Annotated in this window: 18 protein-coding genes; 8 read left to right on the top strand and 10 right to left on the bottom strand. The window is 57.7% G+C overall.

Annotated features, from left to right (window positions below):
• The first annotated feature begins 135 nt into the window (after positions 1-135).
• Together E5Q11_RS15780 and E5Q11_RS15775 are read left to right on the top strand one after the other, a co-directional pair.
• Positions 136-735 carry a sigma-70 family RNA polymerase sigma factor gene (locus E5Q11_RS15780; RefSeq protein WP_135804415.1) on the top strand — a complete coding sequence of 200 codons (600 nt, stop codon included), beginning with the start codon at positions 136-138 and terminating at the stop codon, positions 733-735.
• Positions 732-1,385, top strand: a complete 654-nt coding sequence (locus E5Q11_RS15775; RefSeq protein ID WP_135804414.1) for a ChrR family anti-sigma-E factor — start codon at positions 732-734, stop codon at positions 1,383-1,385. Before E5Q11_RS15780 ends, E5Q11_RS15775 begins: the two co-directional genes overlap by 4 nt.
• A 77-nt stretch (positions 1,386-1,462) precedes the next feature.
• Here E5Q11_RS15775 and E5Q11_RS15770 read toward each other — a convergent pair whose 3' ends face one another.
• Positions 1,463-2,206: an SDR family NAD(P)-dependent oxidoreductase gene (locus E5Q11_RS15770; RefSeq protein ID WP_135804413.1), complete on the bottom strand. Its 744-nt coding sequence runs from the start codon at positions 2,204-2,206 to the stop codon at positions 1,463-1,465.
• A 153-nt stretch (positions 2,207-2,359) separates the two neighbouring features.
• On the opposite strand from E5Q11_RS15770, the gene E5Q11_RS15765 reads away from it, so the two are divergent.
• From E5Q11_RS15765 to E5Q11_RS15755, 3 genes are all read left to right on the top strand, one after another.
• Positions 2,360-4,135, top strand: a complete 1,776-nt coding sequence (locus E5Q11_RS15765; protein WP_135804412.1) for an acyl-CoA dehydrogenase C-terminal domain-containing protein — start codon at positions 2,360-2,362, stop codon at positions 4,133-4,135.
• A gap of 123 nt (positions 4,136-4,258) precedes the next feature.
• Complete coding sequence (gene tcdA, locus E5Q11_RS15760; protein ID WP_135804411.1) at positions 4,259-5,056, top strand: tRNA cyclic N6-threonylcarbamoyladenosine(37) synthase TcdA; 798 nt, start codon at positions 4,259-4,261, stop codon at positions 5,054-5,056.
• A gap of 27 nt (positions 5,057-5,083) precedes the next feature.
• Positions 5,084-6,931: a cation:proton antiporter gene (locus tag E5Q11_RS15755; RefSeq protein WP_135804410.1), complete on the top strand. Its 1,848-nt coding sequence runs from the start codon at positions 5,084-5,086 to the stop codon at positions 6,929-6,931.
• A gap of 24 nt (positions 6,932-6,955) precedes the next feature.
• Here the strand turns inward: E5Q11_RS15755 and E5Q11_RS15750 are convergent, their stop codons facing one another.
• From E5Q11_RS15750 to E5Q11_RS15735, 4 genes are all read right to left on the bottom strand, one after another.
• A complete protein-coding gene (locus E5Q11_RS15750) occupies positions 6,956-7,942 on the bottom strand; it encodes an NADP-dependent oxidoreductase (protein ID WP_135804409.1) in 987 nt (328 codons plus the stop codon).
• A 20-nt stretch (positions 7,943-7,962) separates the two neighbouring features.
• Positions 7,963-8,442, bottom strand: a complete 480-nt coding sequence (locus tag E5Q11_RS15745) for an acyl-CoA thioesterase (RefSeq protein WP_135804408.1) — start codon at positions 8,440-8,442, stop codon at positions 7,963-7,965.
• Positions 8,435-9,526 carry an SMP-30/gluconolactonase/LRE family protein gene (locus E5Q11_RS15740; protein ID WP_135804407.1) on the bottom strand — a complete coding sequence of 364 codons (1,092 nt, stop codon included), beginning with the start codon at positions 9,524-9,526 and terminating at the stop codon, positions 8,435-8,437. The genes E5Q11_RS15745 and E5Q11_RS15740 overlap by 8 nt, the downstream gene beginning before the upstream one ends.
• A gap of 97 nt (positions 9,527-9,623) precedes the next feature.
• The gene (locus E5Q11_RS15735; protein ID WP_135804406.1) at positions 9,624-10,415 is read right to left on the bottom strand and encodes an alpha/beta fold hydrolase; all 792 of its coding nucleotides are present in this window, start codon (positions 10,413-10,415) and stop codon (positions 9,624-9,626) included.
• 311 nt (positions 10,416-10,726) lie between these two features.
• Here E5Q11_RS15735 and E5Q11_RS15730 point away from each other — a divergent pair, with 311 nt between their 5' ends.
• The 3 genes from E5Q11_RS15730 (at position 10,727) to E5Q11_RS15720 (ending at position 14,050) form a co-directional block, all read left to right on the top strand.
• A complete protein-coding gene (locus tag E5Q11_RS15730) occupies positions 10,727-11,839 on the top strand; it encodes an AraC family transcriptional regulator (protein ID WP_225315066.1) in 1,113 nt (370 codons plus the stop codon).
• Positions 11,836-13,272 (top strand): cardiolipin synthase, encoded by a 1,437-nt coding sequence (cls, locus tag E5Q11_RS15725; RefSeq protein ID WP_135804405.1) that lies wholly within the window; start codon positions 11,836-11,838, stop codon positions 13,270-13,272. The genes E5Q11_RS15730 and cls overlap by 4 nt, the downstream gene beginning before the upstream one ends.
• Positions 13,273-13,375: 103 nt before the next feature.
• Complete coding sequence (locus E5Q11_RS15720; protein ID WP_135804404.1) at positions 13,376-14,050, top strand: GntR family transcriptional regulator; 675 nt, start codon at positions 13,376-13,378, stop codon at positions 14,048-14,050.
• Positions 14,051-14,070: 20 nt separating this feature from the next.
• Here the strand turns inward: E5Q11_RS15720 and E5Q11_RS15715 are convergent, their stop codons facing one another.
• The 5 genes from E5Q11_RS15715 to E5Q11_RS15695 are packed head-to-tail and all read right to left on the bottom strand — an operon-like array spanning position 14,071 to position 19,960.
• Positions 14,071-16,266 carry a patatin-like phospholipase family protein gene (locus tag E5Q11_RS15715; protein WP_135804403.1) on the bottom strand — a complete coding sequence of 732 codons (2,196 nt, stop codon included), beginning with the start codon at positions 16,264-16,266 and terminating at the stop codon, positions 14,071-14,073.
• Positions 16,267-16,288: 22 nt separating this feature from the next.
• The gene (locus tag E5Q11_RS15710) at positions 16,289-16,933 is read right to left on the bottom strand and encodes a hypothetical protein (protein WP_135804402.1); all 645 of its coding nucleotides are present in this window, start codon (positions 16,931-16,933) and stop codon (positions 16,289-16,291) included.
• Between the two features lie 54 nt (positions 16,934-16,987).
• A complete protein-coding gene (locus tag E5Q11_RS15705) occupies positions 16,988-17,728 on the bottom strand; it encodes a hypothetical protein (protein WP_135804401.1) in 741 nt (246 codons plus the stop codon).
• Between the two features lie 29 nt (positions 17,729-17,757).
• Complete coding sequence (locus tag E5Q11_RS15700) at positions 17,758-18,489, bottom strand: hypothetical protein (RefSeq protein ID WP_135804400.1); 732 nt, start codon at positions 18,487-18,489, stop codon at positions 17,758-17,760.
• Positions 18,490-18,505: 16 nt separating this feature from the next.
• Entirely contained in the window at positions 18,506-19,960 is a 1,455-nt protein-coding gene (locus E5Q11_RS15695) for a calcium-binding protein (protein ID WP_135804399.1), read from the bottom strand.
• Between the last annotated feature and the right edge of the window lie 95 nt (positions 19,961-20,055).

Here is a 20,055-nt window from a genome sequence, read left to right as displayed (position 1 = left end):
AAACACATCTTTTTTCGCAGCGGGCAATCCGTCAGCTCTGGACAGTCGTAAAATTCAACACTGACAAATCCAGGACGAGCGCATAGAATGATGAACAATACGAATTCAAGTCATGCAACAGTCAAGGAGCGTCCGGTGTCCACACTGGATACGAAGCCAGCACGAGCCGAGGGCCGTAAGGACCCTTGGAGCCAACTGCTGGAAAAAGTGGGCAAACACCAGGACCGCGAGGCTTACCACGCGCTGTTCCAGCACTTTGGCCCGCAGATCAAGTATTACGCGATGGCGAACGGCATGGCAAACCATGCTGAGGAGCTAGTACAGGAAGTGTTTGTGTCTATCTGGCGCCGCTCGTGCCTGTACGATTGGAAAAAGGCTGCTGCCTCAACCTGGATTTTCACCATTGCCCGTAACCAGCGCATTGATATGTTGCGGAAGATGCAGCGTACCAGTGCGGAAATGCCGGTTGAGACAGAAGATCTCTGGCAAATTCCCGGTGAGCATGAAAACGAGCCAGTGACTTCTCTGCACCGGCTGATGTCTGAGCGGAGGGTAAGGGATTCCCTGAAACATCTGCCCGAAGAGCAGATTACCGTGATAGCCAAGGTATACATGGAAAGCAAGTCCCACCAGATGGTAGCGGACGAACTGAACATCCCGCTGGGGACCGTAAAAAGCCGGGTGCGCCTGGCATTGAACAAGTTAAAAGTGATTTTGCAGGATCAAAACGTATGAATGTGCACCACCCCGATACGCTTACCCTGATGGAATTCAGCGCTGGCAACCTGAGCGAGCCCCATGCCCTGTGTATCCGGCTTCATTTGGACCAGTGTGGGGATTGCCGCAGCAGGGTTGATACCCTGGACAGCCTGGGTGCTGTCATGATGGAGAGCCAGCCCCAGACGGAAGTGTCATCAGGTATGTTTGATTCCATTCTGTCGCGTATCGATAGTGACGCAGACCTTTCGGGTCAGCAGGTCACGACGGTTGCCAAAGGCACAGCACGCATCAGTCCACTTGAAAAGCTTCTGGGTGAAGATTTGAACAGTCTTCCATGGAAACGCCAGATGGGCGACGTCAGCGTTCTTGATATCACCGATCGGTTTCCCGGGCAAAGGGAACAGGTTGTGCTACAAAAACTGGCGGCCGGAGGCAAAGCTCCATCCCACACCCATCGCGGCGAGGAAACAACGGTTGTTCTGCAAGGCGCTTTCGCCGACCAGAAGGGAGTATTCAACCAGTGGGACTTCGTGGTTCTGAACCAGGAAGATGATCACAAGCCCGTTGCGGTAGGATGCGAAGACTGCATCACACTGTCAGTGCTTAGTGCTCCAGTAAAACTGACCGGTACTTTCGGTCGGATGTTGAACCCCTTCATCCGCTGAGCCGCGCGATCTGCAATGTTTTAACGAAGCACGTTTTATTGGGCCGGGATTTTCCCGGCCATTTTTTTGCCTATCGATTACCAGGGAAGCAATGAACCGTCCCAGCTCAGAAATTGACCATTGTTATCCTGGCTCAAACCGTCAATCACACCCGCGATATTTGCCGCTGTCTCAGCCGGCTGATGGACCTTCAGTTGCGCCAGTGACCGGGAAAAGGGTTCACTGAGTGGGGAAAGCGTGGTTCCCGGGTGGATCGCAACGCAGGCAACCGGCCGGCACTTGCGCGGCAACTCGATGGAAACATTACGGACCAGCATATTGAGTGCGGCCTTGGAGCTGCGGTAGGCATACCAGCCACCGAATCCGTTATCGGTAATCGAACCCACCTTTGCTGAAATCGCCACCACGGTCTTGAACCTGCGGTGCCGGAGCCAGGGCGCCAGAGCCCGCATGAGCACGGCAAATCCGGTGGCATTCACTGCAAACGAATGGGCCATGGCGCCCGCATCCAGATCTTCCAGCCGTTTCTCTGGCTGAATACCCTGGCCATGCAGAAAGCCCGCCGCATAAATGACACCGTCCAGCCCATCCTCGGTGGCCAGTACCTGCTCAAGATCCGACGCGATCCTGGCCGGGTCGGTTGACGCTGCAGCATCCCACGCAACCAGTTGCACCCGCTCGGCAAACGTCGCATCGAATTTAACGGCCAAAGGATTCCGGCAGAGCCCGATAATCTGCAGGCCATCATCCTGCGTCAGATAATGTTCGGCCAGTGCCTGCCCGATGGCACCGGAAACACCGGCAATCAGAATGCGCTTCATATGCTGCTCCCCTGGGAAAGTTCCTGTCATCAGTACGAAAAATATTTTCAGAACGACTGATTTCCGGTGAACCAAAAATTTCAAACGCCCGTATGAATTTGTGTCATTAACAGGTGTGTTTCCACCAGCAAGACGGTTTGAGGAGAGATTTCCATGCAATACCAGGCTCCGGCTAATGATCTCAGCTTTTTGTTGTTCGATGTACTGGGCGTCGACAAGCTCCACGAACTGGAGAAATACGCCGATGCAACCCCTGACCTGATCAGCGCCGTGATCGAGGAGGCTGGCAAACTGGCCTCCGAGGTGATTCAGCCGACAAACCAGATCGGCGACCGCCAGGGCTGCCAATACAACCCTGAAACCCACGACGTCACCACTCCGGACGGGTTCAAGGAAGCCTATGCAAAATTTGTCGAGGGCGGCTGGACTGCGCTGGACGCGCCTCTTGAATACGGTGGCCAGGGCCTGCCCCACACCCTGAAGTTCGTCGTGGATGAGATGATGTGCTCCACCAATCTGTCCCTGGGCATGTACCCGGGACTGACTCACGGTGCCATAAGCGCGCTGCATTCCCACGGATCTGACGAGTTGAAGAACACCTATCTGGAGAAGCTGATCTCCGGCGAATGGACTGGCACCATGTGCCTGACCGAGCCCCAGTGCGGCACCGACCTGGGCATGATCCGCACGAAAGCAACGCCGAACGATGACGGCTCCTACGCCATCGAAGGCACCAAGATCTGGATTACCGGCGGCGAGCACGATCTGGTGGACAACATTATCCATCTGGTTCTTGCCAAGCTGCCGGGCGCCCCGGACACCACCAAGGGTATTTCCCTGTTCGTCGTGCCCAAGGTGCTGCCGGACAGCGGTGAGCGTAATCCGGCCTTCTGTGGCGGTCTCGAGCACAAGATGGGCATCAAGGGTTCAGCTACCTGTGTCATGAACTTTGAAGGTGCCAAAGGCTGGCTGGTGGGCGAGCCCAACGACGGCATGCGCGCCATGTTCACCATGATGAATGAAGCCCGTCTGATGGTTGGCATGCAGGGCCTGGGCCTGGCGGAAATGGCCTATCAGGAAAGCCTGGGCTTTGCCCGCGAGCGCCTGCAGAGCCGTTCATTGAGTGGCCCCAAGAACCCCGACGGCCCGGCGGACCCGATCATTGTCCACCCGGATGTGCGTCGCATGCTGATGCGCCAGAAAGTTCTGAACGAAGGCATGCGCGCCTTGGCGCTGTTCACCGGCCAGAAACTGGACCTGTCGGTTGCCCATCCGGATGAGGCCGTGCGTGAGAGCTCTGACGACCTGGTGCAACTGCTGACGCCCGTCGTCAAGGCATTCCTTACCGACGAGGGCTACAAGAATGCGGACACCGGGCTCCAGGTACTCGGCGGTTCCGGCTTCACCACTGACTGGCCACTGGAACAGCTGGTCAGAGATGGTCGAATTGCCCGCATCTACGAGGGCACCAATGGCATTCAGGCCATGGATCTGGTCGGCCGGAAACTGAGCATCAAAGGTGGCCAACTGGTGCGCACATTGTTTGGCGAGCTGACTGGCTTCCTCAAGGATAATCCAGAGGCGCCGCACCGCGAGCAGCTGAAAGGCGCCGTCAAGGCGCTGGAATCTGCCACTATGTGGATTGCCCAGAATGCCCCGAAAGATCCGGAGCAAGCGGGCGCAGCGGCAACACCCTACCTCCGCCTGACGGCACTGACCGTTATCGCCTATCTCTGGTCCAGGATGGCGGGCGTGGCCCAGGCCCAGCTCGACACGGGCGAGGGCAACAAGCCGCTGCTGGAAGGCAAGCTGATTTCCGCCCGCTTCTACTTCGAGAAGATTCTTCCGGAAATCGAGCAGCTGAAGCAGGACATCGAAACCGGCAAGGATTCGATGATGGATCTGGATGACGACCACTGGGCAGCCTGATAGCCCTCCAGGGGTTTGGGTCAGATCTGAAGGCCGCGCAAATGCGCGGCCTTTTTTATAGGCGTTTTCTGATGAAAGAAAGACTGGGGTACAATCGGGCCCCCGAAAAACCGGAGACACACCGTGACTCAAGACGACTACCAGTTCCGCTTTGGCGGCATTGAACGCCTGTATGGCCGCACGGCGCTAGCAGCGTTTCGTGGAGCCCACATTGCCATTGTCGGCCTGGGCGGTGTCGGTTCCTGGGCCGCGGAAGCGCTGGCCCGCTCGGGCATTGGCACCATTACTCTAATTGATATGGACGATGTCTGCGTCTCCAACACCAACCGTCAGTTACACGCCCTTGACGGCCATTTTGGCCAGACCAAAACAGACGCCATGGCGGCGCGGCTGCGAGCGATTAACCCGCACGCCGATATCCGGGTGCATTTCGGGTTTGTGACCGCAAAAAATGTGGCAGAACTGATTACCGGCGAGCTGTCGGGCGTTGTCGATGCCATCGACAGCGTCAAACCCAAGGCCGCGCTGATTGCCCACTGCAAACGCCAGAAAATTCCCCTGGTCTGCGCCGGTGGCGCCGGTGGCCAGATGGACCCGACCCAGATCCAGGTCGGTGACCTCAGCCGCACCACCCAGGACCCGCTGCTGGCCAAGGTGCGTAACCTTCTGCGACGGGAGTACGGTTTTTCCCGCAACCCCAAGCGGCGCTTCGGCATTGAGGCCGTGTACTCCCTGGAGCAGCTGACGTATCCTGCCGAGGATGGCGAAGTCTGTTTGCAAAAGCCGGTGACCGATGGCCCGGTGCGGCTCGACTGTGCCACCGGCTTCGGCGCGGCCAGCCCGGTGACCGCCAGCTTCGGTTTTTTTGCCGCGGCAAGACTTCTTGGCCGTCTGGCCCGTAAGGCCACCACCACACACTGATCCTGACCAGAGGGAACTGACCGCATCATGACCGTCAGTACAGTCTTTCTACTTGCCTGCATTGGTATTATTTCGCTCTTCTGCCAATGGCTGGCCTGGCGGGTAAAGATGCCCGCCATTCTGTTTCTGCTGGCAGGCGGCATCGCTGCCGGCCCCATGTTTGGCCTGCTCGACCCTGAGGCCGTATTCGGTGACCTGCTGTTCCCGCTGATTTCCCTATCAGTGGCGATTATTCTGTTTGAAGGTAGCCTGACTCTGCGTTTCAGTGACATTGCCGGTCACGGCAAGATGGTCCGCAACCTGATTCCAGTGGGCTCGGTGGTGACCTGCATCATCGGCACCCTCTCAGCCCGATGGATTCTGGATGTGTCCTGGGAAGTGGCCCTGCTGTTTGGTGCCATCTCCATTGTCACCGGGCCAACAGTCATAGCGCCTTTGTTACGCTCGGTTCGCCCGAAATCCAAACTCGCCAATATTCTCCGCTGGGAAGGCATCATCATTGACCCGGTGGGCGCCTTGCTGGCGGTTCTGGTGTTCGAGGCCATCGTGTCCTGGGGCCAGGGCAACGTTTTCGGCCACTCCCTATGGATCTTCGCCAAAACCCTGGCGGTCGGCTTTGTCATCGGCGCGCTGGCGGGCTGGCTTAACGGCCTGGCCCTGCGCAAACACCTGATCCCCCAGTACCTTCACAATGCGGGCACCCTCACGTTCATGCTGGGAGTCTATGCGCTGTCCAATGAAATGGCCCACGAGTCAGGCCTTCTGACGGTTACCGTGATGGGTATCTGGATGGCGAACATGAAACAGGTGCCGATCGACAGCATTCTGGAATTCAAGGAATCGTTAAGCGTACTGCTGATTTCCGCGCTGTTTATCATTCTGGCCGCCCGGGTGGAGTTTGCCGCCATCGCTGAACTGGGCTGGGGCCTGGTGGCGGTTCTGGCACTGCTGATGCTGGTGGCCAGGCCGGCGAGCATTTTCCTGTCTGCCATCGGCACTTCCCTGAACTGGCGGGACAAGCTCTTCCTGAGCTGGGTGGCGCCTCGGGGCATTGTGGCGGCCGCCGTGTCCGCCCTGTTTGCGTTCCAGCTTCAGAAGCAGGGTTATGAAAGCGCGGCCGCACTGGTGCCACTGATCTTCATGCTGATCATTGCGACGGTGACCATCCAGAGCCTGACTGCAAGACCTCTGGCCCGTCTTCTGAAAGTGGCCGAGCCCGCCGCCTACGGGTTCCTGATTCTGGGGGCCAACCCCATTGCCCGTAAAATCGGCGTGGCCCTGAAGAAACTGGAGGTGCCGGTCATTTTGACAGACACCAACTACGAAAACGTCAAACTGGCGCGAATGGAAAACCTGCAGGTGTACTTCGGGAACCCGGTGTCCGAGCATGCTTCCACTCACCTGGACCTGACCGGCATCGGCAACCTGCTTGTGGTTTCGCCCTACAAACACATGAATTCGCTGGCGACCTATCACTTCCTGGACTGGTTCGGCACCACCAACGTGTTCACCCTGTCTGATTCCGAACAGGACCAGAACGCGCGGCTTCGCACGGCAGAAAAGATTCACATGACCCGTGGGCTGTTCAACGGTCTCAGCTACGCCAAACTGGCAAGCCTGGCGGCCAAGCACTACACCATTAAAACCACCCAGTTGAGCGACGAATTCACCTTTGAGGATTTCAAGGCCAGGTACGAACAGCAGGCCTGTGTGCTGTTTGTCCTGGACAGCAGAGACCGGATTTCACCGGTGAAAGATCTGGAAAGCCTTAAGCCGGAAAAAGACTGGACCCTGGTCAGCCTGGTGCCACCCCAACCGGGCAAGGACCGGAAAGAAAAACCGGAAACACCACCGGCAGAGCCCGAGAAAGCCTAGAGCCGGGCCCGGCCGGGAAACGGGTCAGGCGCGGCAGTCGAGCACCAGTTTGCCGCGCACATGACCACCCTCCAGGGTCTGGTGCGCCTGCTGTACCTGATCCAGCGGGAAGGCCCGGTCGATGTGGACTTTGACATCGCCATCCTCGATCAGCTCAGCGATTTCCTCCAGATGAAAGACATCCGGGCGCACGGTCATGCCGTGGGCCCTCAGGCCCATGGCTTCGGCCTCGGTAATAATCTCGTCTGCGGTCACCGTGGGTATGGTCACCAGCACGCCCTGCTTGCTCAGCGTGTGCAGGGAGCGCTTGCCAACCTCACCCCCAATCAGGTCCAGCACCACATCCAGCCCGTAGCATTCGTCCTCAACGCGGGTGGTGTGATAATCAATCACTTCGTGAACACCCAAGGCCGCCAGAAAATCACGGTTAGCGTCCGACGCGGTCGCAATCACATGGGCCCCGCGCTCCAGCGCAAACTGCACCGCAAAATGGCCCACACCACCGGCCCCGGCATGAATCAGCACTTTCTGCCCCGCTTCCAGCTTGGCCACTTCAAACAGCGCCTGCCAGGCTGTCAGCGCCGCCAGCGGCAGGGCCCCTGCAGACACCAGATCAAGTTCCTCCGGCACCAGGGCGAGGTCAACAGCCGGGGCAATGGCATATTCCGCATAACCACCGCCGCCAGCGGGAAAGCCGATCATGCCCATGACCCGATCGCCCGGGGCCAGGGTGGTGACATCCCTGCCCACCGCAACCACCTCGCCCGCCATGTCGTAACCCGGCGTCCAGGGCAGATTGTTTTCAATCTGGCGGGCGGCAAAACCCAGCCCTTTGCGGGTTTTCCAGTCGATGGGGTTCAGCCCCGCGCCGGCAACGTGCACCAGCACATCATCAGGGCCCGGCTCGCCAATGGCCGCCGTCTCCAGGCTCAGAACCTCCGCCTCGCCAAACCGCCCATAAACCACCCGGCGCATGGTTGCTTCAGAACTCGCATTCGTGGTGTTTTGCATAGCGTTCTCCGCTGACTGGTTCAGGAAGTGGGTTGATCAAGGCCGCGGCCACCGGTGACCAGAACGCTGCCCAGAATCCGTTTGAATTCCGGTGGCATACGGGAGGGCCGCTGGCTTTTCATGTCGACGCAGGCGTGGGTGGATAGCGCCCGCACCAGGGTTTTTCCATCTGACTTTCGGATTAGCTGGAACTGGCGGGCAGACCGGAAACGACCATCAAAATCCGTCAGCCAGGTGCCCAGCTCAAGCTCGTCACCGGCATTGGCGGAGGCCAGATAATCAATCTCGGTGCGGGTAATGGCCATGGCCTTGCCGGTTTCCTCATGCAGCGCCCAGGTCATGCCCAGGCTTTCGATATGCGCCCAGCTCACGTCTTCCAGCCAACGCAGATACACCACATTGTTGGCATGGCCCAGACGGTCGGTATCGTCCGGGGATACGGTAATCTGCTGGGTAAAGGGTGATGGCAGGTCCCAGTTCAGCGCTGGCGTATCACTCATTCGCTGCCTCCTTCAGTCCCGGAACGGCCTCAATGGGCATGCGGCCAATCCGGTTGTTGTGCAGTGACCCAAAATACAGAACCCCGTCGTGGGGGTTCACCGACGTGATCTCCTGCAGGTGCTGGCCGTCGGTGTCGTGCAGGCTGGCCAGTACCTGCCCCTGATCGTTGAACGCGACCGCCAGCCCGTAGATTTCAGGCGTCGGCTTGAGCGCATCCGGCAGCTTTGCCAGCAGGTCTTTCAGCCATGGCCGGGTGTGCAATGAATCAATCTGGGCGTTGCGCCGGGTGGGGAACGCGACCCAGTAGCGGCCCTCAGCGTCCACCGCCAGGTTATCCGGAAACCCTGGCAGGTTATCGGCGAAGACCTCAACGGCGCCCGGCTCACGGCCACCGATCCAGTATTTCAGAATCCGGTATTTCCAGGTTTCGTTCATCAACAGGTATTCACCGTCAGGGGATACCGCTACACCGTTGGCGAAATACAGATTCCGCAGCAGTACCTCGGTTTTGCCCGTAGCGGGGTCGTAACGCAGCAAACGGCCGTGGGGGCGCATTTCCATCAGATCCAGCATGTACTCCGGCTGGTTGAAGCGGGAGCTGGCATCGGTGAAGTAGATCCGGCCGTCAGGGGCAATGTCCACATCATCAGTAAAGCGGAACGGCAGTCCTTCTGCTTCACGGGTCAGAACGCTCACGGTTTTGTCAGGCGCGATCGAAAGCAGGCCCTTCCAGGCATCGGCGACAATCAGGTTGCCGTTACGGTCAAACACCATCCCCAGGGGGCGACCGTCGGTCTGCAGCCAGTTTTCCACCCGGCCGTCAGGCCATACCCGCACAATCCAGCCGTCCTGGGTGCCAGTGTACAACAGGCCATTGCCGTCAATGGTGGTATCTTCAGGGCCATAAACCTGGCCCTCTGCCAGCAGTTTGGCCGATTCCAGGCGCTCGTTGGGGCTCAGTTCACCGGTCATGGGTTCGGGCTCCGGTGCTTTCCAGGCGGCACTGTCAATGGGGGATTCGGCCAGCAGAAAACCGCCGACAACCACGAATACCACTAACAATATGCCCAAAAACCACTTCATGATGCCTGCCTGTCCTGTTCCCTGAGTGCCCTAACCATATCAGACACCGGGTGCCTGTCTACCAGCCGAAGGTCCACCAGCCGTTGGCACCCTGGATTCACTGTTGAAGGAAGCGCCGGCACAGCGCGACAAAGGTGTCCGGCTTTTCGGCGTGCAGCCAGTGGCCTGTGCCTTCGATGATTCGAAGGTCCGCCCTGGGGAAAAGCCCGGAAATTGTGTCTCGATGTTTGGTTTGAATGTACGCCGAATCAGCGCCTTTGATAAACAGTACAGGACCCTCATAGGGCCCCTCACCCTCAGGGGCGGCGGACAGGTCGGCGTAGCTTGCATCGATGACCGGCAGGTTTAGCCGCCAGCGATAACGGGCACCGGAATCGTCCTTCTCGTCGGCGGGGACCGGCACCAGGTTTTTCAGCAGGAACTGCCGGACACCGGCTTCTTCGACAAACGGCGACAACGCCGCGTCAGCATCCTGACGGGACCTGAGCGCACCGACATCAACGGCTTTCAGGCCTTCGAGAACCTGATCATGACGGGGCTGGTAGGTTACCGGTGAGATATCCGCCACGATGATACCGGCAATACGATCCGGCGCCTTGAGGGCCAACTGCATGGCCACCTTGCCACCCATGGAATGGCCAAGCACCCAGGCTTTCCCGATTCCCTGGGCATCCATGTAGGCCAGCACATCATCGGCCATTTCAGGGTAGCTCATGGTACTGGCATGGGGGGACTTGCCGTGATTGCGCTGGTCCAGGGCATGGATCTGCCAGTTATCCTGAAGCCCCCGGGCAATCACGCCCAGGTTATCCAGGGAGCCAAACAGCCCATGCAATAGAATCAACGGCTCGCCTTCGCCGCTGATCCGGTGATGAAGTTGGACACTCATGAACACATTCTCCAGCAGAGGAAACCGTCAGACATCAGACAGCCGGGCACAAAAAAGCCGGGCGAACCCGGCTGATAAAATGTCAGGTAAAAGGATGATCAGCAATAATAGATGCTGTTCAGGTACTCTGCCAGAGCGACAATATTGGACCGCTCCTGCTCGTTACGCGGTACAAAAATTTCAAGTTCCATAATACACCTCCTGATGAACGAAACCCGATTGCTCCCTTCAATGACTACAATGCTATCGTTAGAAAACATCGGGGTGATTGACAGGCTGTCCCATTCCCTTGACAGTTTGTGACACCCGGAATGACATCTTCTTCATCTACCGCAAAGGTTACCGTGAGCGCCGAGCAGGATAAGTCCAGCACATCACCCATGATTGCCGCGTCCAGCACGCTGGCTCTGGTGCATTATCTCCGGTGCCAGGGCGTTCTGGACCCCAGGGCGGTGGAGCGGATCACCGGGCAGCCCGAGGACGCCCTGGCCGACCCGGACCTTCGAATCCCAGCCGACCAGCACTATCACCTCTGGGAATATGCCGAATCGGTCACCGGCGACCCGGCGGTGGGTCTGCACGTTGGCCAGACGGTCGACCCTGACCGGATGGGCCTGGTCGGACATGTATTTTTCAACTGCGACACCCTGGGTGAAGCCGTCACCCAGTACGCCAGGCTGCACCGGCTGATTAACGAGTCCGTCCGGCTCAGTTTTGAACAGACCGGTGATCAGGCGGTGCTGACCTGGCAAGCAGACTCCCCCGGTCACTACTGCCGCCAGGACATGGACCGCACCATTTCATCCATGCTGTGCCGCACCCGACATTTCATTCATCCGGCCATCAAGGCGGAGTGGCTGGATATCGCCCATTCGAAACCGGACTATGCGGTGGAGTACCAGGAACTGTTTGGCGGTACCGTGCGATTTGGCTGCGAGCAGACCCGTGTCGCCTTTGATCGACGCCACCTTGAACATCCCATCCCGCACCGTAATCCGTTTGTGTACTCCGCGGTTCTGAAGCAGGTGAACTCGCTGATGGCGCGGTTGCAAAGCCGACGCACCTTCGGCCGCAAAATTCGCCGGCTGATCTCCCAGCAGATGTCTACCGAACGCATCGACGCCGACACTCTGGCGCGGCAGTGCCATATGAGCCGGCAGACTCTTTACCGCCGCTTAAAAAAGGAAGGCCTGGGGTTTCATGAACTGGTAGAGGAGGTGCGAAAAGATAAAGCCATGCGCTATGTCGCCTCAGATCACTACGCGCTGGGTGAAATCGCTTTTCTGTTGGGCTTTTCCGAGCTCAGCGCCTTCAGTCGCGCGTTCAAGCGCTGGACCGGCATAGCCCCGGTTCAGTACCGGCAGAAACACCGGGCCCAATATCCGGTCGACGCGGCCCACCCGCCAGGGCGCGCCAGATCATGAGCGCACCAGACCCGTCCTGGATCGTCTACGGCCTGATTGGGCTCTATACCCTGGCCGCCGCCTGTATCTACCGGATACTGCTGAGCTACCGCACTGCCCAGGGCGCGATTGCCTGGATACTGGCGCTGATCGGCCTGCCTTACCTGGCGGTACCCCTTTTCCTGCTGTTTGGTCGCAACCGGTTTGGCGGCTATCTACGTGCAAAACGGCCCGACAGGGAAAAAATCAGCGGCGCGCTCAGCCAGTTTGAGCAACAGACCAACGTCATCGACGAGCCCGGCAGAGACCAGTGCAGCGACGAACTGCAGGTGCTGTGCAAACTCGGTCGCCAGCCCTTCACCTCTGGCAACCGCTGTGACCTGCTCAAAGACGGCGCGGCCACCTTCGAGGCCCTGTTCGAGGCCATGGAAAACGCCCGTCACTACATCCTGCTGGAATTCTACATCGTGCGCTCGGACAAGGTTGGCCAGCGCATAAAGTCGATCCTCAAGCGCAAGCTGGCACAGGGCGTTCAGGTCTGGTTCATATACGACGACATTGGCAGCGTCTGGCTGCCCCGGAAATATCTGAACGAGCTGTCTGCCGCCGGCGCCCATGTCTCCTCCTTTGGCGATGGCAACCTGCGCCGTATGCGGCTGCAGGTGAATTTCCGCAACCATCGCAAACTGCTGGTGTGCGATGGTGAGGTCGGGTTTGTCGGCGGCATCAACCTGGGGGATGAATACCTGGCCACAGCCGGCGACGAAGAGCCCTGGCGGGACACCCATTGCCGGGTTCGGGGCCCGGCCACCCAGGGGCTGCAGCTGGCCTGGCTGGAGGACTGGAACTGGGCCAGCGACGAGATTCCCGACCTGAACTGGACCCCGCCCGCCGTACCTGACGGCGACGAAGAAGTGCTGATCCTGCCTATGGGGCCGGCAGACCATTACGAAACCGGTTCCCTGTTTTTCCTCAACTGCATTAACAATGCGCGCACCCGGCTATGGATCGCCTCACCCTATTTCGTGCCCGATTTCCAGATCCTGAATGCCCTGCAGCTGGCGGCGCTGCGGGGCGTGGATGTTCGCATCATAATTCCCGAAAAATCCGACAGCAGGCTGATTGGCCTGGCCGCCTATTCCTACCTGGTCCAGGCCTCCCGGGCGGGTATTGCCATCTACCGGTATCAGCCGGGGTTCATGCATCAGAAAACCGTCCTGGTGGACGACCGTTATGCGGCGGTGGGCACGGCCAATCTGGACAACCGTTCCATGCGCCTGAACTTTGAGATCATGGCGGTGAACACGTCCCCGGCCTTCGTTGAACGGATGGAACAGATGCTGACAACGGACCTGGACAGCTGTCGGTTGATGACAGAAAGCGATTACCGTGACCGCTCCATTCCGTTTCGTCTTGCCTGCCGTGCAGTCCGCCTGATGGGTCCGCTGCTGTAATGCCGACCGGGTCTCAACCTGGGCCCCGGGTTCGTTTCCGACGTCGGCTAATATGAGAGTATTCAGCTACCAAGGACCAACCGCGCGGTAGCGATCGACAAAAATGACACTATTCAAACCCCGTGAAACCCTGACCGAGCAGGTAGCACGCCACATCGAAAACCTGATCGCGTTCGGCCAGCTGCGTTCCGGCGAACGCATTTATGAAAGCACCATGGCCAAACAGATGGACGTCAGCCATGGTTCTATTCGTGAAGGACTGCTGCTACTGGAAAAACGCCACCTGGTCCAGAACGTCCCCCGCAAAGGCGCCTTTGTTACACCGCTGGATGAGTTTTTTGTCCGCAGTCTTTACGAGGTTCTTCAGCTGTACCTGACCCACACCGGGCGCAAGCTGGTTCGGCAATGGCAGCAGAAAGATATGGACAGACTGGAATCACTCTATGAGCAGATGAGAGACAGCTACGGGCGCAATGATCTGGTAGGCTTTATGGAACAGGGCATCGAATACACCCAGGCATCCCTGACTCATGCAGACAACTATTTTATCGTGTCCGCGATTCAGGACCTGTGGCCTTCCGCCAAACGTTGCGCCTTCGTGGCATTTCAGAGCGGCGGTAACCAGGTACTGGACGACAATCTCGCACACGTGAGGGACTCTATCGACGCCATTCGCGCCCAGGACGAAGAGCGCATGGCTGACATACTTGCGGTCTATGCCCGCCAGCAGTGCCAGCAGGTGCTTCAGGCCCTGGGGGCAAGCACGGAAACCGCCTGATTCAGCCCGGCCGAGCACCGTTAGTCAAACAGTTGGGTAAACGAGAAGCCAACGTTCAGGTAGGCGCTCCAGTCGTCTTCATTGTTGTAGGCCGTGGAAAACTGCACCGGACCAATGACCGTCTCGATGCCGGCAAACAGGCTCCAGGAATACAGCAGATTCTCCCAGCGGGCATCGCCCAGAGAAGACCAGGCATTGCCCGCTTCAGCACCGGCGCCGGCAAACCAGGGCAGGAAAGGACCACCGAATGAACGGCGGGCAAATACGCTGGCCAGGGCCGCATCCTCGCCCGCCACTTCGCCCTGGCTAAACGCCGACAGCCGCTGGAAGCCCCCCAGAATAACCGAGTTCTCGATACCAGCCACACCACCGGTGACCGCATTGGCAAACACCAGCCCGGTCACGGTGGTCTTGTCCCAGGTCCTCGCGCCAAGGGCCATGGCCCGGATCGAGTCAAACTCACGGTCCGAGCCAAGGCCGGGCCGCTCCAGCCGTCCGCGCAACCCGGCAAAGGCACCGGATTCCGGCAGAAAGGCATCGTCCAGGGAGTCATGCTCGAACGCCAGGTTCACATTGCCCTTCTGAATGTATTTGTAGGGAACAATCCGGTCGCCCACCTGCTCATCCACGGTGGCGTACCCACGCCTCACGGTCAGCCTGACCTGATTGTTCACCCCCATTTCCATACCCAGGGACAGATCGACTTCACTGGTAGACAGGTCAATCTCGGTGATCCGCTCGCCCTGGCCATCAAAAGCGCTGAACGTCTCGCGCCGGAATTCCCCTCCCAGGGTCAGAAAGCGTTCATAGCCGTAGTCCAGGGGCTGGAACCATTCGGTGCGTACCCAGGGTTCGGTGCCCAGTTGCAGACCGGTGCTCCATTCTGCGCCCAGAGCATTGAGCTCCGTCATCCGCAGCGATGCCGCCAGGTTGAAGTCGGTCTTGTTCTCGAAGTTATCCTCGTAGTTCAGCCCGAACGACAGGTAATTGGGCCCCCAACTTTTCCGGCGGGCCTGAATCAGCAGGACGGCCCCATCCCCGTCACCCGGTTCCAGCGAGTACGACAGGGTTTCGTAGTAACCCAGGCCATAGATGCGTTTCAGATCCAGCTCCAACTGGTCTGTGTCCAGCGGATCGCCTTCGGACTGCCGGATGCGCGAGGCAATAAAGTCGGATGCCAGCCGGTCGCCACCGGCCACTTTGATGCGGTTGATGACTGAAGGGCTGAGGGATTCGGTGCCCAGCTGGCGTCGATAGGCCGCCCACTCATCTTTGCTCACCGATAGCCGGTTCAGGGCGACAGAATGCTTGCGGGCCTCGGTCGCGCCAATCTCGAAAAATGGCGCTGCCTGGTAAAAATCCGCAGAAGACAGCTCGCCCAGATCCGGACGGATCAACAGGTCATCGTCGTCAAGCAGGTCGAGCTGATACTCAGTGTTGCGGCGGGTGAGCAAGGTAGTGAGCTGGCCAACGACGGTAAAAGCATCCCGTAATTGCCCCTTGTCCATCAGCGGATCGGTAATGTCGACGGCAATCACAATATCGGCCCCCATGTCCCGCGCCACCGATACCGGCAGATTGTTCGCCACGCCTCCATCGACCAGCAGTTTGCCGTTACGGGTAACCGGTGCGTAGACGCCGGGTACACTCATACTGGCGCGGATAGCTTCAGACAGATTGCCGCTGCCTATGACCACCGCCTCACCGGTTTCCAGATCGGTTGCGACTGCGCGAAAGGGAATGGGAAGCTGATCGAAATCCTCAATCAGTGCAGCGTCGCGGGTAAGTTCATTGAGGATAAAACCAAGGTTCTGGCCGGCGATAATGCCCCCGCCCAGCTCCAGGCCCTCAGCGCTTACGCCAATGCCGGGAGTAATGGGAAACCGCCAATCCTGGCGTTTGCGGCGGACCGGCTTGAACACCCGGCCCGGATCATCCCGGAAGCTGGAGAGCCAGTCCAGATTGATAAAACGGGCCTCTATGTCCCTGACCGGCATGCCCGACGCATAGAGCGCGCCAACCGCCGACCCGGCGCTGGTGCCAACCACCATATCCACCGGCACCCGGATTTCCTCCAGCACCCGCAGCACGCCAACGTGGGCCATGCCCTTGGCACCACCGCCACTGAATACCAGGGCAACTTTCGGGCGCTCTGACGCGGCCACCGTGGCCGCGGTTAGCGTAATCAGCAAAACCAGAATCCGTTGGAACGACATCACTATCCCTGACTATGGTGGCTCACCCGTTACGCCCGGGTTCATCGTCCTGATCCGCCAGCGACAGATGGGACACGTCCGGTACTAACGGCGGCGGTGCCTCCCGGGCTTCGACAAGTTCAGCGCCGGGTGGTGCCAGGGTCCATTCATCGAGATGCTCGAACATCGGGGCTTCGGCTTCCTTATGCTCGGCGAGGGTAACGCCCACCGGGTCAAGCGTCAGGCCAGACCCGGAAAGAATGCTGTCCACTTTTTCGCCCGCCACGTTGGGCCTGTCGCCCGGTTCGACTTTTACTGATCCGCCAGCACGGGAAGGAGTGGATTCGGAGGCAGCCGGCTGAGGCGGAGCTGAAGGTTGCTCCGGAGCCGAGGGCTTTTTCTGAGCTGAAGGCTCTTCTGGCGCGGAAGGCTCTGCTCTGGCCGAAGACGGTTTGGGTGCCGCCCCCTCCATTGGCTCGACGTAGGCAACCATGCCGTGTTTTTTCAAGACGCCCCGGTACTTTTCCGCCTGGACTTCCTCGAGCCGGTTGCGGATAACCACCGGCTGGCCGCTGAACATCTTGGTAATCTGGTCAGCATTGGCCTTGAACAGGGTTCGAGCGTTGCTACGGGCCTCTTCCGGATCGGTACCGGGTGTACACTCGCCTTTGAAAACCAGTTGGAACATGATCCTACCTCTGACCTTGTCTGAATACCCACATCATAGTTGAAACCCGGGACATTAGTCACAGACGTCAAATAGCGGTCGCACTAAGTCTTGATGAATAGCATCAACTTTTTTCAAGTTTTGAAAGGGTTCACCGAACGTCGCATAGATCAAGACCATACGGTTACAGGTGCTGGTCCAAACCTTACAAAATAGAAACTCAGGTGGGTTATCCGATCCTTTGTTCCGCATTGTGCAGTTGAGAAAAAACGGATACTCTCTCTGAATCGAGTAATAAGTCTTCGATTCGTCTCCAGTACTCCTAACCAAGAAACGCTCGTCCTTCTCTGAAAGATCAAGATAACCGCGCGCTTTTGAGAACTCTCTTTTTTCATTGAGCTGTTTGTCAAAGTCCAATGGCCATATCTGCGCGCGAACATCACCCTGTACACCATGAATCTCATACAATTGTTTGCTGATATCACTTTCCTGGGGAAGAGTGACGGATAGCGATTGTCGAGTTTTGCCATAGCTTGGAACTAGATCATGATCGAAACTTTTCGGAATCCAATACGTCATAGCGTGGCAGCCACGCTTAGCGTCATATACTGTATTTTTAATCGCCCCTAAAAATGGCTCGCCCTTTTCATACAGGCATTGCACCACCCGCTCAGCCCCTCCAGAATTTGAGCTTGCCGTTTGATCGCCTTTACCGTTGCCTACCCAAACGAAAACAAAAAAAATCGTTGCGGCGACGAGCATCAATGCCAGAAAGATGAGCTTGTTTTTTTTATCACTGTCATCTGTGGAGATCACTTATTTCGTTAATTTGAGCATTGGAGAATCTATAAGTCATTTTCATCGTCCTTGAAGTCTTTCAATAGTTGGGAAACATGGGAGACAACATCTCTCCACTGAGGAAGCGTTTTGCGATCGAACCGCAACTTTATGATCACCCCAGGAAAAGGAGAAAATCGAGTAGAGCAAGTGCCGACCTCATGAAGCGGACCGGCACGGCCACAAAGAATCATCAGGATTTCTTGATTCAATATCGAGTCCGTTTTTTCCGCGAAGTAGACGCGGGTGGAAGCGGACTTTGACGTTGTGGTTTTCAGGCTTGGCACTTCGGTGTATTCAACTAGGCCCCCGCTGCTACTCTCCAGTCTTCTTTGCCAATTTCTGGCCGCCTGCTCAACCTCTGCAACACCGCCATCTCTCACGAGCACCTCAACCCGATCCGATACAACCTGAGATACATCCTGTTTTATCGACTGTTTATAGGGAATCATTCCGGGCAAATAAATCAACATGGAAAAAAAGTCTTCGCTGCTCTGAGAATACTGCATCACATACTCAACCGGCACTTTGAACACATGCTGGCCAACCTTAATGAGGTGATGCTTCGGTGGCGGAGCCGTAAGTCGATCAAGCCGCGCTTGAATCTCAGGGGGAATGTCAGGTGGCTTTTGACCTGCACTGGAAAAGCTTGAAATGCCGAGCGCGCACAAAAACACTGCCACCCGCGTAAGTAAAATGCCGTGCTGATGTCTCCACTGTCTCAACTGATTGATGGTCATATTTCACTCCTGGCTTTCAGCAGGCTAGCTTGCTTGATGAATGCGCTGCCCCAGCACAGGCGGTAAATCTCACTTCAACCGTTACCTTTCCTTCCGCAAACCGTAGGACGTCACCGCCAAAACGGGCCACAACCGCATCCGCCCCCTCGCCACCAAGACTGAGCACAATCCGGTCACCCGCTTCGGCGGGGCGGTTCAGTTCCAACTGGAACGCGCGCGCACCACCCTCAACCAGCGTCGTTGAACTGCCGCCATCGCCGGGGGTCAGGGTAATATCGCGCTCGGGATTGAGATTGATCCCCAGATAGCCATTGCGAAATTTCTGAATGGTGATGCTGTCGTCCGCCTCGAATCCGGGACCGGTGATTTCGAGGGTTCCCTCGTCGAGGGACCCGTCCACGAGTGTGTAAACCGTCTCGCCGTCGGCACTTTTCCAGACGGTGTTTCCCTCTTCGAGAGCCGCAACTTCATTGGTGCCAACAAGCTCTGTGTCGTCACCGATCAGAATACGACCCAGGCCGTCAATGTCGTAGACAGTGTCTGCGCCGTCGCCCGGGCGGAAGCGGTATTCGTCGAAGCCGGTGCCGCCGGTGAGTTGGTCATTGCCCTCGCCGCCTACTAATATGTCGTCACCTGCGCCACCGATGAGAGTGTCTTTTCCTTCGTTGCCCTCGAGGTGATCATCTTCGCCCAAGCCCGACAGAACATCGCGTCCGCCACCGCCATAAAGTTTATCCTCACCAAACTCGGATCCTTCGATAACCTCATCGCGCTCACTCCCAAAAATGACGCGTTCTCCGAACAGGCCGGACGACGGGTTCGCACCAGCGCTGAGCCCACTTTCCAGGTCACGGAACGCGGTGTCTTCCTCATTCGAATCGAAGCGGAGGGCTTCCATGAAGCGAATGCGATCGCGGATGTACTCATCTGAGAAGTTTTCGGGGGCTAACTCTGAACTGTCGTAAACGGCCAGGTCCTCGCGAATCGCATACACATTCCCTTTGGTCAGTGCGAAACGGACTGCGGGATCGCTTTGAAAAAGGGCCTCTAGTTCCGATGCGCTTTTCTCCGCAATGTATTCCAGCTCAAGTCGCCCTCCTGGCAACTGGTTTTCTTCAACGCTCTCCAGTGTGTTCTGCAACTGGTAGGTTCCCAGGACTCGCCCCAGTTCGTCGGTAAAGTAATCCAGAGCACCTGTAACCAGATTAATACCTTGCACTAAGGAAATTTCGAAAGAGTCCTCATCGGCGGTTGCATCACTGCGGTCTATATCGCCCGAGCGTATGATGTAGGCAACGCGACCTTCTTCATCTTTAAATACCCTTACTGACTCACCATCAGGACCTGTCACCAGTTCGAAACTGCCGAATTCTTCGATGGCTTCATCGAAACTGATCGTTTCGTTGGCGCTATCATTCACCACTTCATAATAGGCTTCGACTAGGTGTAAACATCCCTGTTTTAGTTGCACCGCTGATTAGAGCTTTCCGCCTGTTGGTATTTCGCCAGATATTCCCATGGCGTCAGGTCTTCCAATGAATCGTGGGGACGTTCATCGTTGTATTC

The organism is Marinobacter confluentis, assembly GCF_004785685.1.
GTDB lineage: Bacteria > Pseudomonadota > Gammaproteobacteria > Pseudomonadales > Oleiphilaceae > Marinobacter > Marinobacter confluentis.
The sequence above is the reverse complement of the archived record's forward strand: the minus strand, read 5'-3'. Positions and strand labels throughout refer to the sequence as shown.

Bases quoted from the DNA above. Each gene is read 5' to 3' on its own strand.
- E5Q11_RS15775 (WP_135804414.1), top strand. From the start codon at position 732: ATGAATGTGCACCACCCCGATACGCTTACCCTGATGGAATTCAGCGCT.
- E5Q11_RS15770 (WP_135804413.1), bottom strand. From the start codon at position 2,206: ATGAAGCGCATTCTGATTGCCGGTGTTTCCGGTGCCATCGGGCAGGCA.
- E5Q11_RS15765 (WP_135804412.1), top strand. From the start codon at position 2,360: ATGCAATACCAGGCTCCGGCTAATGATCTCAGCTTTTTGTTGTTCGAT.
- E5Q11_RS15755 (WP_135804410.1), top strand. From the start codon at position 5,084: ATGACCGTCAGTACAGTCTTTCTACTTGCCTGCATTGGTATTATTTCG.
- E5Q11_RS15750 (WP_135804409.1), bottom strand. From the start codon at position 7,942: ATGCAAAACACCACGAATGCGAGTTCTGAAGCAACCATGCGCCGGGTG.
- E5Q11_RS15745 (WP_135804408.1), bottom strand. From the start codon at position 8,442: ATGAGTGATACGCCAGCGCTGAACTGGGACCTGCCATCACCCTTTACC.
- E5Q11_RS15740 (WP_135804407.1), bottom strand. From the start codon at position 9,526: ATGAAGTGGTTTTTGGGCATATTGTTAGTGGTATTCGTGGTTGTCGGC.
- E5Q11_RS15735 (WP_135804406.1), bottom strand. From the start codon at position 10,415: ATGAGTGTCCAACTTCATCACCGGATCAGCGGCGAAGGCGAGCCGTTG.
- E5Q11_RS15730 (WP_225315066.1), top strand. From the start codon at position 10,727: ATGACATCTTCTTCATCTACCGCAAAGGTTACCGTGAGCGCCGAGCAG.
- cls (WP_135804405.1), top strand. From the start codon at position 11,836: ATGAGCGCACCAGACCCGTCCTGGATCGTCTACGGCCTGATTGGGCTC.
- E5Q11_RS15720 (WP_135804404.1), top strand. From the start codon at position 13,376: ATGACACTATTCAAACCCCGTGAAACCCTGACCGAGCAGGTAGCACGC.
- E5Q11_RS15715 (WP_135804403.1), bottom strand. From the start codon at position 16,266: ATGTCGTTCCAACGGATTCTGGTTTTGCTGATTACGCTAACCGCGGCC.
- E5Q11_RS15710 (WP_135804402.1), bottom strand. From the start codon at position 16,933: ATGTTCCAACTGGTTTTCAAAGGCGAGTGTACACCCGGTACCGATCCG.
- E5Q11_RS15700 (WP_135804400.1), bottom strand. From the start codon at position 18,489: ATGACCATCAATCAGTTGAGACAGTGGAGACATCAGCACGGCATTTTA.